This window comes from Ramlibacter sp. PS3R-8 (assembly GCF_037572435.1).
GTDB lineage: Bacteria > Pseudomonadota > Gammaproteobacteria > Burkholderiales > Burkholderiaceae_C > Ramlibacter.
Genome location: NZ_JBBHGT010000002.1, coordinates 203,910 through 219,025 on the forward strand (window position 1 = coordinate 203,910; position 15,116 = coordinate 219,025).

12 protein-coding genes are annotated in these 15,116 nt (G+C 69.2%); 5 read left to right on the plus strand and 7 right to left on the minus strand.

Features of this window, described 5'->3' with window-relative positions; genetic code table 11:
* Window positions 1-53 precede the first annotated feature (53 nt).
* From WG902_RS08915 to aroC, 5 genes are read right to left on the minus strand one after another with little or no spacing between them, the layout of a single operon-like run.
* Window positions 54-1,079, minus strand: a complete 1,026-nt coding sequence (locus WG902_RS08915) for an aldo/keto reductase (protein WP_340060176.1) — start codon at window positions 1,077-1,079, stop codon at window positions 54-56.
* A gap of 42 nt (window positions 1,080-1,121) precedes the next feature.
* A complete protein-coding gene (locus WG902_RS08920) occupies window positions 1,122-1,307 on the minus strand; it encodes a DUF3606 domain-containing protein (protein WP_340059669.1) in 186 nt (61 codons plus the stop codon).
* 9 nt (window positions 1,308-1,316) lie between these two features.
* Window positions 1,317-1,733 (minus strand): signal peptide prediction, encoded by a 417-nt coding sequence (locus tag WG902_RS08925; protein ID WP_340059670.1) that lies wholly within the window; start codon window positions 1,731-1,733, stop codon window positions 1,317-1,319.
* A 45-nt stretch (window positions 1,734-1,778) separates the two neighbouring features.
* Entirely contained in the window at window positions 1,779-2,954 is a 1,176-nt protein-coding gene (locus WG902_RS08930; protein WP_340059671.1) for an MFS transporter, read from the minus strand.
* Window positions 2,955-4,049: a chorismate synthase gene (aroC, locus tag WG902_RS08935; RefSeq protein ID WP_340059672.1), complete on the minus strand. Its 1,095-nt coding sequence runs from the start codon at window positions 4,047-4,049 to the stop codon at window positions 2,955-2,957.
* Between the two features lie 305 nt (window positions 4,050-4,354).
* Between aroC and WG902_RS08940 the strand changes: the two genes are divergently transcribed.
* The gene (locus WG902_RS08940) at window positions 4,355-5,212 is read left to right on the plus strand and encodes a sulfotransferase family protein (RefSeq protein WP_340059673.1); all 858 of its coding nucleotides are present in this window, start codon (window positions 4,355-4,357) and stop codon (window positions 5,210-5,212) included.
* Between the two features lie 5 nt (window positions 5,213-5,217).
* Window positions 5,218-9,519: an Ig-like domain-containing protein gene (locus WG902_RS08945; protein WP_340059674.1), complete on the plus strand. Its 4,302-nt coding sequence runs from the start codon at window positions 5,218-5,220 to the stop codon at window positions 9,517-9,519.
* 18 nt (window positions 9,520-9,537) lie between these two features.
* Here the strand turns inward: WG902_RS08945 and WG902_RS08950 are convergent, their stop codons facing one another.
* On the minus strand, window positions 9,538-10,002 hold the full coding sequence (locus WG902_RS08950) for a CBS domain-containing protein (RefSeq protein ID WP_340059675.1): 465 nt from the start codon (window positions 10,000-10,002) through the stop codon (window positions 9,538-9,540).
* Between the two features lie 112 nt (window positions 10,003-10,114).
* On the opposite strand from WG902_RS08950, the gene WG902_RS08955 reads away from it, so the two are divergent.
* Genes WG902_RS08955 through WG902_RS08965 form a run of 3 tightly spaced genes read left to right on the plus strand, consistent with a single transcriptional unit; the run spans window position 10,115 to window position 13,501 of the window.
* Window positions 10,115-11,410: an O-acetylhomoserine aminocarboxypropyltransferase gene (locus WG902_RS08955; protein WP_340059676.1), complete on the plus strand. Its 1,296-nt coding sequence runs from the start codon at window positions 10,115-10,117 to the stop codon at window positions 11,408-11,410.
* Between the two features lie 10 nt (window positions 11,411-11,420).
* Window positions 11,421-12,227, plus strand: coding sequence for an alpha/beta fold hydrolase (locus WG902_RS08960; protein WP_340059677.1), 807 nt, complete (start codon window positions 11,421-11,423; stop codon window positions 12,225-12,227).
* A gap of 23 nt (window positions 12,228-12,250) precedes the next feature.
* A complete protein-coding gene (locus tag WG902_RS08965) occupies window positions 12,251-13,501 on the plus strand; it encodes a cytochrome P450 (protein WP_340060177.1) in 1,251 nt (416 codons plus the stop codon).
* 178 nt (window positions 13,502-13,679) lie between these two features.
* Here the strand turns inward: WG902_RS08965 and WG902_RS08970 are convergent, their stop codons facing one another.
* Complete coding sequence (locus tag WG902_RS08970; RefSeq protein WP_340059678.1) at window positions 13,680-15,110, minus strand: class I adenylate-forming enzyme family protein; 1,431 nt, start codon at window positions 15,108-15,110, stop codon at window positions 13,680-13,682.
* Window positions 15,111-15,116 lie beyond the last annotated feature (6 nt).

The following is a 15,116-nucleotide window of genomic DNA, read 5'->3' on the forward strand; positions in this document are numbered from 1 at the left end:
GCCCGCGGCAAAAGCCGCAGCCGAAAAGAACGGACCGCGCCGTCGGATGCGGCCTACACGTGACCCAGGATGGGATGCGGCTGGTACGGCGCCTCGAGGGCGCGCACCTCATCGTTCGTGAGGGTGATCTCCACGGCCGCCGCGGCCTGGTCGAGCTGCGCCGTCTTGCTGGCGCCGACGATGGGCGCGGTCACGCCCTTGTGCAGCAGCCACGCGTAAGCGAGGCTCGCGTTGCTCACGCCGCGCTTTGCGGCCAGGGCGCTGAGCGCGTCGACCACCGCAAAGTCGCTGTCACGGTAGTAGTAATTCTGCGCGATGTCGTCGGTCTTGGCGCGCGAAGTCGCACCGGCATCCTTGTCGCCCTTCTGCCGGTTGCCGGCCAGGAAGCCGCGCGCCAGCGGGCTCCAGGGGATCAGCCCGACGCCCTGGTCGCGGCACAGCGGGTTCATCTCGCGCTCTTCTTCGCGGTACGCCAGGTTGTAGTGGTTCTGCATGCTCGCGAAGGGCGTCCAGCCGTGCTCCCTGGCGACTTGCTGCATCTTGGCGAACTGCCATGCATACATGCTGCTGGCGCCGATGTAGCGCGCCTTGCCGGCCTTCACCACGTCGTGCAGCGCCTCCATCGTCTCCTCCATCGGCGTGTGGGGGTCGAAGCGGTGGATCTGGTACAGGTCGATGTAGTCCAGGCCCAGGCGCTGCAGGCTCTGGTCCACCGCATGGAAGATGCGCTTGCGCGACAGGCCGTCCATGTTCGGCCGGCGATCGGGCTTTTCCGCGGCCGATGCACCACCCTTGAAACCGAGGTCGACGGGGTAGTACACCTTGGTGGCGACCACCGCTTCCTCGCGCTTGCAGAACTCGCGCACGAACTTGCCGACCAGCACTTCGCACTGGCCGCCGGAATACATGTCGGCGGTGTCGAAGAAATTGATCCCGAGTTCCACGGCGTGCCGCACCAGCGGCCGCGAAGCCTCTTCTTCCAGCACCCAGGGCCGCCATTGCGGCGTGCCATAGGTCATCGTGCCCAGGCAGATACGGGAAACCTTCAGGCCCGTGCGGCCCAATTGCGTGTACTTCATCATTCCCCTTCAAATCCGGCCATCGCCGGCAACCCCGCCACCTCAGCGCTTGGCGGCTTCCTTTTTCTGTCGCAGGTAACGCTCGACGGCTTCGACCTGGTGGCCGGCGTGATGGACGGCATCTCGCAGCTCACCCATGTCGACGTCGAAGATGCGGCACCAGTATTGCACCTCGAACTGCCGCGTCAGGTCGATGCGGCGGGCGGTGTCGGTGGGATGGGCATCCATGGCGATCTCCTAGGAATCTGCGCGGCGCCGCGGCGCCAGCGCGAAAGCCTGCCGCTCGAAATGATTTTCCCGGTACGGATTGCGGCCACGCAACAGTTGCAGGAAGCTGGACAGCAGGTAGGCAGGCAGGAAAAACGGGCCCCATCTTTCGTACTGGCGCACGTGAACGTGCTCGTGGCGGCGCAGTTGCGCCAGCGCGGAGCGGTCCACCGCCAGGATGACGTGGCCGAGGGTCATGGCCGAGAAGCCCAGCGGCTGCGGCACGCGGGCCAGGGCAGCGCCGGCGGCGCCGCCGAAGAATTCAATGACGCCCAGGTGCCGGCGCCAGCTGCCGCCCAACAGCAGCATCGACGTGCCAAGCAGCAGCCCCAGCCCGGTGTAGGGTCCGGCCCAGAGGTAGCGGGCGATGTGCAGGGTGCGGCTCACGGAGAGATCATCGCGCAACGGCGGATTTCGTGCACGGCAGGACGTTCACGCGGGGGCGGAGCGTTCCAGCCGGGCTGCGCAGAACCACGCCAGCACGCCCAGCGCCGCGGCCGCTGCGAACATCGGTCGAAAGCCCCAGCGCGATGCGATGGCGCCGCCGGCCAGCACGCCGACGACACCACCCAGCCCGTAGCCGATGACGGTGAACAGCGCCTGGCCACGCGCCCGCAGCCGGCCGGGGAAATGCGTGGTGACCATCGAGATGCAGGCCGTATGGTGGGTGGCGAAGGTCAGCGCGTGCACGGCCTGCGCGATGACCAGCGCGACCAGGGACTCACCCAGGCCGCCGGTCAGCGCCAGGCGCAGCGCCGTCGCGGCCGCGCAGATCACCAGCCAGCGCTCCATCGGCAAGCGTCCGATCAGGCGGCCCTGCAGGTAGAACCAGCCGATCTCCGCAATGACCGAGACCGCCCACAGTGCGCCGATGGTGGCCTTGCTGTAGCCCAGGCTGTCCAGGTAGAGCGAGAGGAAGCCGTAGATGGAGAAGTGCGCCATCACGTGGAACAGCAGCGATGCGAAGAACCAGCGCACCACCGGCCGGCGCAGCGCCGCGCCGATCGGCTCGCGCGGGCCGTCGGCATGGGTGTGCGCGGCCTCCTTCACGTTCGGCAGCCACCAGGTGCACAGCAGCACGCCGGCCAGCGTGACGGCGGTCCAGCCCGGGAAGGCGTCCATGCCGAATGCCTCGAACCAGGCGCCCGCCGCGAACACCGTCAGCATGAAGCCGACCGATCCCCACAGCCGGATCCTGCCGTAGCGCCCCCAGTCGCCCGCCACCAGGTGCGCCATCGCCGCTTCGGTGAGTGACATCATGGAACTGGTGGAGGTGAAGACCAGCAGCAGGACGAAGCCGATCCACCAGCCGCCGCCCGGCAACCACAGTCCCGCCGATGCGATGAGGGCCAGCGTCGCGCTGATCCTCAACAACTTCACGCGCTCGCCGGTGTGGTCGCTGAGCGCGCCCCAGGCGTACGGCGCGAACACGCGGGTGAAGGACTGCACCGAGATCAGCACGCTGATGACCGCGATCGGCAAGCCCTGCGCCTTCAGCCACAACGGCAGGTACGGATTGAAGAAGCCGATGTGCGCGAAGTACGTGGCCGACAGCGCGGCGAACGGGACCAGCTGCCGGACCCCCGGCGCCTGCGCGGCGGGCGCCATTCAACGGCTGGCGGGGATGGGAGCGAGCGAAGCGGTCACGTCGCCGCATTGGGCGCGATGCCGCAGCGCCAGGTCCATCACGACCAGCGCGAGCATCGCCTCCGCGATCGGCGTGGCACGGATGCCCACGCAGGGGTCGTGGCGGCCCTTGGTGACGATCTCGGCCGGCTGGCCGTCGATGTCGATGGTTTCGCGCGGGGTGAGGATGGAGCTGGTCGGCTTGATGGCGATGGACACTTCGAGGTCCTGGCCGCTGCTGATGCCGCCCAGCATGCCCCCGGCGTTGTTGCCCGCGAATCCGGCGGGGGTGAGTGAATCGCCATGGGTCGAGCCGTGCTGCACCACGCTGGCGAAACCGGCGCCGATCTCCACGCCCTTCACCGCATTGATGCCCATCATCGCGTAGGCGATCTCGGCATCGAGCTTGTCGAACAGGGGCTGGCCCAGGCCGACCGGCATGCCGCTGGCCGAGACCCGCACGCGGGCGCCGCACGAGTCGCCGGACTTGCGTAACGCGTCCATGTAGCTTTCGAGCGCCGACACATCGGCCACCGGCGCGAAGAACGGGTTGTTCGGCACGTGGTCCCAGCTCTCGAAGGGAATCACGATGTCGCCCACTTGCTGCATGCAGCCGCGAAACCGCGTGCCGTGCTTTTCGGCCAGCCACTTCTTGGCGACGGCGCCGGCAGCCACCATGGGAGCGGTCAGGCGCGCCGAGGAGCGGCCGCCGCCGCGCGGGTCGCGCAGGCCGTATTTCTCGAAGTAGGTGTAGTCGGCGTGCCCCGGGCGGAACTTGCGTCCGATTTCCGAATAGTCCTTGCTGCGCTGGTCCGTGTTGCGGATCAACAGGCAGATGGGCGTGCCGGTGGTCTTGCCTTCGTACACGCCGGACAGGATCTCGACCTTGTCTTCTTCCTGGCGCTGGGTGACGTAGCGGCTGGTGCCCGGGCGGCGCCGGTCCAGGTCCGGCTGGATGTCGGCTTCCGACAGTTCCATGCCGGGCGGGCAGCCGTCGATGACGCAGCCGATGGCCGGCCCGTGCGACTCCCCGAAGTTGGTGACCGCGAAAAGGGTGCCGAAGGTGCTGCCGCTCATGGAGTGATTATTCCAGAGGCCACCACACCCCCATCCAAAGGCCAGCTTACGGTGCGCAAGGTAGCCTGCCCGTACTACTTCGCACACGCCGGGCACCCAAAGTGTGTTTCTTCGTGACAGGCTACCGCCTGCGCCTGTAGAGTTGCCCAGCCGAAGAACGAAGTTGTCGTACGCGCGAGGGATGCACACCGTCCCGCGCCGGGAAAATAACATGCAGTCCTGCCACGGCGCCACACCGGCGCAACCATCGCGCGCCCACGCCGCGCCGCCCTTTCCCCACGTTCCCTTCCCGCGCCGCTGACCCGGTGGCGCGCTACCACTTCATCTCGGGCCTGCCGCGGTCCGGCTCCACGCTGCTGGCGGGCATCCTGCGCCAGAACCCGCGCTTTCGCGCCGGCATGAGCACGCCAGTGAGCGGCCTGGTCCACGGCGTGCTGTCGCAGGTGAGCGCGGGCAGCGAGTTCGGGGCGGTGGTCGACCGGCCGCTGCGCCAGCGGCTGCTGAAAGGCCTGTTCGACGCGTACTACGCCGACGCGCCGCAGGACGCCGTGGTGTTCGACACCAACCGCGCCTGGTGTGCGCGGATGGGCACCGTGCTGGACCTGTATCCCGATGCGAAGGTGATCGCCTGCGTGCGCAACGTGGGCTGGGTGATGGACAGCATCGAGCGCCTGTACCGGTCCGACCCCTACGAATACACGCGCCTGTTCGGCGCCAACATGGCGCGCAGCACGGTGTACAGCCGGCTGGAGGGCCTGGCGCAGCACGACCAGCTGGTGGGCCACGCCTGGTCCTCGCTGCGCGAGGCCTTCCACGGCGAACATGCGGCCTCGATGCTGGTGGTCGACTACGACCTGCTGGCCCAGGCGCCCCAGAAAGTGATCCCGCTGGTGTACGGCTTCATCGGCGAACCGGCTTTCGACCATGACTACGAGCACGTCGACTACGACGCACCCGAGTTCGACCTCCCCCTCGGCGCGCCGGGGCTGCACAAGGTGCGGCCCAAGGTGGAGTTCAAGCCGCGACGCGCGGTGATCCCGCCGGACCTGTTCGAGAAATACGCGCAGATGTCGTTCTGGGGCGACCCCGGCGGCAGCGCCGCGCACCTGGTGACGGCGCAGCCCCGCGCCGGACACCAGCCATCCAACGAGAACAAGAAATGATGCAAATGACCACCGTGACTGCCGCTACCGACATCGTGATCTCCAGCCCGCGCCAGGAGATCGTGTTCATCATGGACGACGTGGGCAACCACGCGCAGCTCGCGGCATCGTTCGGCGCGGGCCGCGAAGTGGTGATCCTGGATGCTGCCGGCGACGGCCTGGCCCAGATCGCGCAGGCCCTGGAGGGGCGCAGCGGGATCGATGCGCTGCACGTGATCTCGCACGGCTCGGCCGGCGGTGTTGCGCTGGGTTCGCTCGTCCTGGGTTCGACAGAGGTGATCGCGCGCCAGCCCGAGCTGGCCGCCATCGGCCGCAGCCTCGCGCCGGACGCCGACGTGCTGCTGTACGGCTGCGAGGCCGGCGCAGGCGGCGGGCTGGCGGACGCGCTCGCCATCGCCACCGGGGCGGACGTGGCGATGTCGGACGACCTCACGGGGCACACCGCCCTCGGCGCGGACTGGGACCTCGAGGTGACCAGCGGCAACATCGAGACGGCGCCGCTGGTGGACGCGCAACTCGCGGCAGGCTGGCAGGACGTGCTGGCCATTCCGGGGCCCACCTCGATCAGTTTCGACAACTACGGGAGGTTCAGCAACAGAGGGAGTTATTACAGCTCGCCGAACGCCGTCTACAACGTCAACGGGGATGCTGGATACCAGCTCGTCATCGACGGTGCCCTGCAGGGGTCGGTGACCTATGGCTACGGGCTGGTCTACGCATCGCGCGGGGGCAGCGAATCGGCGGTGACGCTCTCTTTCGCCGACGGAAAGGTGTTCACGGCGGATTCCGTGACTCTCTGGAACGTGGCCAATTACGGGGGCGCCCCCAGCACGACGCAAACCTTCGTCGTGCAGGGCTTTGCAGCCAACGGCAGCCAGGTGGGCAGCGCTCAGACAATGACGTCATCCGCGATGGCGACCCAGACGCTCAACTTCTCGGGCCTGACCGACATCACGACGCTGAAGATCACGGCGACCACCAACGGCGGCTCCCTTTACTTCTTCGCCATCGACGCCCTGGCGATCTCCGACATCGGATTCGCTCCCAGCGTCACCTCGGTGAGTTCGCCCACGGTGGCCGGCACCTACAAGGTCGGCGACACGATCCAGGTCGACGTTGCGTTCGACGAGTCCGTGGTCGTCACGGGAACGCCGCGAATGACGCTGGAGACGGGCACCACGGACCGCGTGATCGACTACGTATCCGGTTCTGGAAGCACCGTGCTGACCTTCAGCTACACGGTACAGGCCGGCGACCGGAGCCTGGACCTCGAGGTGCTCTCCACCGCCGCGCTCAGCCTCAACGGCGGCACGATCCAGTCGCTGGAAGGCGTCGATGCGGTCGTGTCCCTGCCCACCCCGGGCGCCTCGGGCTCCCTGTCGGCCAACGAGCAACTGGTGATCGACGGCGTTGCGCCCACTGCGGCCATCACCGCCAGCGACACGACGCTCAAGGCGGGAGAGACCGCCACCGTGACCTTCACCTTCACCGAAAACCCGGGCGCCAGCTTCACGGCCGCCGATCTCACCGTGACCGGCGGCACACTGGGCGCGCTCTCCGGCGCCGGCCTCGTCCGCACCGCCACCTTCACCCCGACGGCCGGCACCAATGACGGCACGGCAAGCATCACGCTCGGCAGTAACAGCTATGCCGACGCCGCCGGCAACCTCGGCGGCTCGGCGGGCCTCACGCTGTCCTTCGACACGCTCGCGCCGGCTGCTCCCTCGGCGCCCGACATGAATCCCGTCAGCGACAGCGGCTCTTCCGCCACGGACGACATCACCCGCGTCGCCACCCCCGCCTTCACCGGAACCGCGGAAGCCGGCGCCACCGTCCGCCTGTTCGACACCGATGGCACCACGGTGCTGGGCAGCACGACGGCCGACGGCAGCGGCAACTGGTCCATCACCTCCAGCACGATGAGCCAGGGTTCGCACACCGTCACCGTGCGCGCCATCGACGCGGCGGGCAACACCAGCAGCGCGTCCAGCGGCCTGGCGGTGACGATCGACACCACCGCACCGGCCGTGGCCATCACGAGCGACCGGGCCGCGCTCGCCGCGGGCGAGACCGCCACGATCACCTTCAGCTTCACCGAGAACCCGGGCGCGAGCTTCACGCTGGGCGACGTTGCGGTCTCCGGGGGCACGCTCGGCGCGCTGTCGGGGGCCGGCATCACCCGCACCGCGACCTTCACGCCGACGGCGAGCACCGACGGCGGCGTGGCCAGCATCACCCTTTCCGCGGGCAGCTGGGCGGACGCGGCCGGCAACGGCGGCGGCGCCGGCACGCGCCCCGCCCTGACGTTCGACACGCGGGCGCCCGACGCTCCCGCCGTGCCTGAAGTGCAGGTGGGCAGCGACACGGGCGCGTCCTCCAGCGATGGCATCACCAGCGACACCACGCCCACCCTCAGCGGAACGGCCGAGGCCGGCGCGACCGTGCGGCTGTACGCCACCGACGGCACCACGGTGCTGCGCAGCACCACGGCAGGGATCGACGGCAGCTGGTTCCTCACCGCTCCCGCCCTCGCGGAAGGCACGCACGCCCTCACCGTGCGGGCGGAAGATGCGGCCGGGAACCTCGGCGCGGCCTCCCCGGCGCTCACGGTCGTGATCGACACCGCCGCGCCGGTGGCGAGCTCGACGCCGGACCTGGACGCCGGCTCCGACACTGGCCGTGCAGGCGACGATGACATCACGGCCGACCAGACGCCTACCGTCACCGGCACGGCCGAATCGGGCGCGCTGGTCACCCTGTACGACGCGAACGACAACGTGCTGGGGCAAGGCGTCGCCACCGGCGGCACGTGGTCGATCACTTCCTCCACCCTGGGCGAGGGCTCGCACCTGCTGCACACGCGCGTGACGGACACGGCGGGCAACGTGGGCCCCGCCTCGGGTGCGCTGGCGGTCCTGGTCGACCTGAGCGCCCCGATGACGACGGTGACCGGCGCCACCCTGTCGGACGATACCGGCCGCTCCGGCAGCGACTTCGTCACGTCCGGCACGGCGCAGGTGATCTCGGGCACCTTGAGCGCGCCGCTGCAAGCTGGGGAAGCCGTGCAGGTGTCGCTCGACAACGGCGCGACATGGGATGTTGCGACGGCTGGCGCGGGCGATGCCACCTGGTCGCACGGCGCCACGCTCACGGGATCGGGCACCCTGCACGTCCGGGTCACGGACGCCCTGGACCGCGCCGGCGTGGCCTGGTCGCAGGACTATGTGCTGGATACGCTGGCACCCGGCGCACCCTCATCGCCGGAACTCGCGGCCCGCAGCGACACCGGCAACTCACCCACCGACCGGCTCACCCGCGACAGGACACCCACGCTCACCGGCACCGCGGACGCGGGCGCCGCGGTAGCGCTGTACGACACCGATGGCACCACGGTGCTGGGCACCGCCACGACGGACACCAGCGGAGACTGGTCCATCACGAGCGCAGCACTGGCCGCCGGCACGCACCAGCTCACCGCGCTCGCGACGGACGCGGCCGGCAACACCAGCGCTGCTTCGGGGCCGCTGGAAATCACCGTCGACCATCGCGCGCCGACGGTGCGCACCGTCGCCTCGCCGCAGGAGGCAGGAGAGTACGGGCTGGGCGACGTCATCGTGATCAGCGTGCGTTTCAGCGAGACGGTGCTGGTCGACGGAGCGCCCCAGCTGGCCCTGGAGACCGGATCGGTCGACCGGATGGCGACGTTTGCGGGCGGCAGCGGCACCCAGATGCTCACCTTCCGCTATACGGTGCAGGCAGGTGATGTCAGTGCCGACCTGGACTACCTGGGCACGGCGGCGATCCACCTTGCCGGCGGCAGCATCCGCGACGCCGCGGGCAATGCCGCGACCCTGACACTTCCCGCCCCGGGTGGCCCTGGCTCGCTGGCAGACAGGGAGGACATCGCCGTGGACGGCGTCGCGCCCACCCTGGTTGCGGCCCGCATCGACGGAAAGGTGCTGGTCTTGCGCTACGACGAGACGCTGGACGGCAGCAAGCTGCCGGCCGCATCCGCCTTCACCGTGCAAGCGGGCGGCCGGGACGTCGACATCGGCAGCGTGACATTCAATGCGACCAACAACACCCTCGTCCTGCGGCTCGACCAGGCGGTCGCGCAAGGCCAGGCGGTGAGCGTCGACTACCGCGACGCCGCCTGGGACCAGGCGCGCGCCATCCAGGACCTGCTCGGCAACGATGCCGCATCGCTGGAAGACGTCACGGTACGCAACATCACCCTGGACCGGGTGGCCGCTGCCCCCGTGCAGATGATCGGCGTGGCGGACGCGTCCGAAGGCGCCTGGCTGTAGCCCCCGCCGGGGCGCGGACTACAGCTGCGCGGAAGGCAGCTGGTCGTCCGCCGCCGGCCAGTCGCGGATGTAGGCCTTGAGCATGCGGTTCTCGAAGTTCTGGCTGTCCACGACCGCCTTGGCGACGTCGTAGAGGCTGATCACGCCCATCAGCATGCGCTTGTCCATGACAGGCATGTAGCGGGCATGGCGCTCCAGCATCATCCGGCGCACCTCGTCCAGCTCGGTTTCCAGCGTGCAGGTCAGGGGGTGGTCGTCCATCGCCGTGCGCACCAGCGTGTCGCCCACCGAGTGCTGGCTGGCCTTGATGCACTGGATCACCTCGCGGAAGGTGAGCATGCCCACGAGGTCGCCCAGGTGCATGACGACCAGCGAACCGATGTCCTTTTCGGCCATGGTGTCGATGGCGCGACTCAAGGGCTCGTCGGGCGCAACCGTATAGAGGGTGTTGCCCTTGACGCGGAGGATGTCGCTGACTTTCATGGCTCTCTCCTGGGACCGGCCCCGCGCAAGCCCGGGGTCGGGTCCGGAAGAATATAGCCCACAATCCCGGACTGTTCCAACAGTGACGCGGCTCCAGGAGGAGACAAGCCCCATGCCCGGTTATTCCGACCCTGGTTTCGACACGCTCACCCTGCATGCCGGCGCGGCGCCCGACCCCGCCACCGGCGCAAGGGCCGTGCCCATCCACCTGAGCACCTCGTTCGTCTTCGAATCGAGCGACCACGCCGCGGCGCTGTTCAACCTCGAGCGCTCCGGCCACGTCTACTCGCGCATCAGCAATCCGACCAATGCGGTGCTGGAGCAACGCGTCGCAGCGCTGGAGGGCGGCATCGGCGCCATCGCCACCGCCAGCGGGCAGGCGGCGCTGCACCTGTCGATCGCCACCCTCATGGGGGCGGGTTCGCACATCGTCGCCAGCACGGCGCTGTATGGCGGCTCGCAGAACCTGCTGCACTACACGATGCGCCGCTTCGGCATAGCGACGACCTTCGTCAAGCCGGGCGATATCGACGGCTGGCGCGCCGCCATCCGGCCGGAAACGAAGCTGCTGTTCGGAGAAACCGTGGGCAACCCGGGCCTCGATGTGCTGGACATCCCCAACGTCTCGGCATTGGCCCACGACGCCGGCGTGCCCTTGCTGGTGGATTCCACTTTCACCACCCCTTACCTGATGAAACCCTTCGACCTGGGGGCGGACCTGGTGTACCACTCGGCCACCAAGTTCCTGTCGGGACACGGCACCGTCATCGGCGGCGTGGTGGTGGACGGCGGCACTTTCGACTGGGAGGCCTCCGGGCGCTTCGCGGAACTGACTGCGGCCTACGACGGCTTCCACAACATGGTGTTCAGCGAGGAGTCCACGGTCGGCGCCTTCCTGCTGCGGGCGCGCCGCGAGGGCCTGCGCGACTTCGGCGCCTGCATGAGCCCGCACACCGCCTGGCTCATCCTGCAGGGCATCGAGACGCTGTCGCTGCGCATGGACAAGCACATGAGCAACACGCGCAAGGTGGTGGAGTTCCTCGCGTCGCACGCGTTCGTGGAGCGCGTGGGCCACCCGATGCTGGAATCGCATCCCAGCCATGCGCTGGCGCAGAAGCTGCTGCCGCGCGGCGCCGGCTCGGTGTTCAGCTTCGACATGAAGGGCAGTCGCGAGCAGGGCAAGAAGTTCATCGAGGCGCTCAAGCTCTTCAGCCACCTGGCCAACGTCGGCGATTGCCGCTCGCTGGTGATCCACCCGGCCAGCACCACGCACTTCCGCATGACCGACGAAGCGCTCCAGGGCGCCGGCATCGGCCCGGCGACCATTCGCCTGTCGATCGGCCTGGAAGACCCGGACGACCTGATCGACGACCTCAAGCGGGCCCTGCGCGCCGCTGAAAAGGCCTGAGGGAAACGCGATGGAACTCCTGGTCAATGGCGCGCGCACCTTCATCTACACGGGTGGCAAGCCCTTCGATGCCGCCAAGCCCACCGTCGCCTTCATCCACGGCGTATTGAACGACCACAGCGTCTGGATCCTGCAGAGCCGCTACTTCGCGCACCACGGCTGGAACGTGGTGGCGGTCGACCTGCCCGGCCACTGCAGGAGCGCGGGCGACGCGCCGAAGAGCGTGGAGGAGGCCGCAGGCTTCATGCTGGCGCTGCTCGATGCATTGAAGGTGGAACGCGCGGCGCTGGTCGGACACAGCTTCGGCGCGCTGGTGGCGCTGGAGACCGCGGCGCGGGCGCCGCAGCGCGTGACGCAGCTTGCGCTGGTGGGCATCGCCTACCCGATGAAGGTGTCGGCCGCGCTGCTGGAAAACTCGCAGCACCAGCCGATGAAGGCGATCGACATGGTGAACACGTTCTCCCATTCGATGCTGGCGCCGCCGCCTTCCGGGCTCGGGCCCGGCACCTGGCTGTACGGCAGCTCGCGGGCGCTGATGCGGCGGGTGCTGGCGAGCAACCGCACGGTCAACGTCTTCCACCGGGGCTTCGTCGCCTGCGACAGCTACGCCGGCGGCGATGAGGCGATCGACAAGGTGCGCTGCCCGGTCCTGTTCGTGCTGGGCAAGTCGGACGCGATGACGCCGCCGAAGGCCGCGCAGGGGCTGCAGCAGAAGGCGCGCGATGGCCGGACGGTGCTCGTCGACGGCGGCCACCAGATGATGTCGGAAGCACCCGACGCCGTGCTGTTCGCGTTGCGCGACTTCCTGCAGCCGTGAGCGGGATCCGGGCGACACCGCCGATGGCGCCCGAGCGGGCGCGCGAGATCGCGGCGGGCTTCGACCTGCGCGCGCTGCCGGCCGATTTCTACGCCAACCCCTACCCCGTGTACGACGTGCTGCGCGAGACGGAGCCGGTGCGGCGCATGCCGGACGGCTCGTGGTTTCTCACGCGCCATGCGGACCTCTCCTCGGTGTATCGCGATGCGCAGGCGTTCAGCTCGGACAAGAAGGTCGAGTTCACCCCGAAATACGGCGCGGGCTCGGCCCTGCTGGAGCACCACACCACCAGCCTCGTCTTCAACGATCCGCCCCTGCACACGCGCGTGCGCAAGCTGATGATGGGTGCCCTGACCCGGCGCGCCATCGGGGAGATGGAGCCGGGACTGGTGACGCTCGTCGACGGACTGCTCGATGCCATCAAAGCCAGGGGCGGTGGCGACCTGATCGAGGACTTCGCCTCCGCGATCCCGGTGGAAATCATCGGCAACCTGCTGGGCGTGCCGCACGCCGACCGCGGCCCGTTGCGCGGCTGGTCGCTGGCGATCCTCGGCGCGCTGGAGCCGAAGCTGACGCAGCAACAGGAGGACCTGGGCAACCGCAGCGTGCGCGAGTTCACCGACTACCTGCGGGTGCTGGTGGCGCAACGGCGCCAGCATCCGGGTGATCCCGAACACGACGTGCTGACGCGGCTGATCCAGGGTGAGTCCGGCGAGCAGCTGGGCGAGGCGGAGCTGCTGCAGAACTGCATCTTCATCCTGAACGCCGGGCACGAGACCACCACGAACCTGATCGGCAATGCGCTGGTCGCGCTGCAGGAGTGGCCGCAGGAAAGGCGGCGGTTGCTGCAAGCGATCGGCAGCCGCCCTGAGGGGGCGGGCCTGGAGCCGGTGATGACCATGGCGGTGGACGAATTCCTGCGCTTCGAATCTTCCAACCAGCTCGGCAACCGGCGTGCGCTGCGCGCCTGCGAGGTGGGCGGCGTCGCGTTGCCGGAGGGTGCGCTGGTCACGCTGTGCATCGGCGCCGCGAACCGCGATCCGGCGCAGTTCGAGCGGCCCGGCGTGCTGGACCTCGCGCGCGCGAACAACCGGCACCTGGCTTTCGGGTTCGGCATCCACCAGTGCGCGGGCTTGAGCCTGGCGCGACTGGAAGGGCGCGTCGCCATCGGCAGGTTCCTCGCGCGCTTTCCCGCGTACCAGCTCACCGCGCAGCCCACGCGGGGCGGGCGCGCGCGCTTTCGCGGGTTCCTGCAAGCGCCGTTTTCCATTTGAAGCGCGTGGGCACGCCGCCATCGTTGCTGGGGTTCGCCTTCGGGCTCACCGCCAGCCTACGAAAGCATCATGGCGGCCTTACCTGGGTTCGCCTGCGGGCTCACCACCGGCCTGCGAAGGCACGTCGATCCAGGCTCCCGTAGGCTGGTGGTGAGCCCGAAGGCGAACCCCAGCGCCCTCACGCCTGTTGCCGAAACAGCCGCAGCAACTCCTGCCGGTCCACCTTGCCCGTGCCCAACCGGGGCATCTCGGTCAGCACCAGCAATCGCGCCACCACATCGCTTTCGACGCACAGCGCGGCGATCACCTGCTGCTCCGCCTGCCCGCGCGTGGCGCCGTCACTCAACACAACGGCCAGCCCCAGCGTAATGGCGCCATCTTCGAGATGCACTGCCACTGCAGCGGCATCCGCGATGGCCGGCTGCTCCCGCAGGACCGTCTCGAAGCGCGAGGCCGGGAACTTGAGCCCGCCGATGTTGACCAGGTCGTCCTGCCGCCCGGCAAGTTGCAGCAGGCGGGAACCGAGCATGGCGCCCACGTCGCCGCCCACGAACCACCCGTCCCGGAAGGCCGCCGCGGTTTCTTCCGGCCGATCGAGGTATCCCGTCACCATGGACGGCGTGCGCAGCGCGATGCGGCCGTAGGCGCCCTGCGGCAGCTCCCGGCCCTCTTCGTCGACGATGCGCAAGTCGCAGCCTGCGCTCACCAGCCCGCGGCCGGCGGCGTCGAGGTCGTCGCACACGGAGCCCGCTTCGTTGTTGCCGTAGCGGCTGGTGATCGTCCCGCCGAACACCGACCGGATGCGCGTGCGGTCCGCAGCAGAAACCAGGGCACCGGCGGTGGCGACATTCACCGGACGTGGCGCCCGATAACCGGCAGGCAATTCGCCCAGCAGCCGCTGCAACTGCATCGGCAGGCCCCAGGCCTCGGTGGGGGCGAGCTGCACGATGTCCGCGCCGCCACCCACCATCACCAGGCCCCGTTGCCGCAGGACGGTGCTGCTGCGCGTCCAGCAGGCGTTGACCACCAGCGGGGCCAGCATCAGCAGGCGGGTGTCCGGCGACGTCGGCGCGTCCGGCCCCATGCGCAGCCGGTACTCGAACGCCCCGCGCGTGAGCACCATGAACTTCGAGGCCCCCGCGGACCCGGAGGTGCGGACGATGCGGTGCGGTGCGTCCCACGGCGGCGGAGTCCACGTGACCTGGCCGGGCACGGGCGCCGAACCCAGCTCCTGCATCCATGCATCGTCCAGCGCATGGAAGGCCACGCCGGACGGCACGTCTTGCGGCGTTTCGGCGATCACGTGGCGGACCTGGGTGAAAAGGAAAGGTGCGTCCGGGTCGCCCTCGGCCACGAACGAGGCCGTGACGGCCCCCACGGCTTCGGCCGCCAGCAGCACGATCATCTGCGTGACGAAGCCCGGCCCGCCGACGGCGATGCGATCGCCGCGTTGCACCCCGCGATCGCGCAGCCAGCCCGTGCACCGGGTGACCATCGCGTGCAGCTGCCCGTAGTCCAGCGCCAGCGCGTTGTCGCGCAAGGCGGGCCGCCGCGGCGCGCGCAGTGCCGCGTTCTCGATCCATTCCGCGGTGAGGGGCGGCGCTCGCATGGCGCT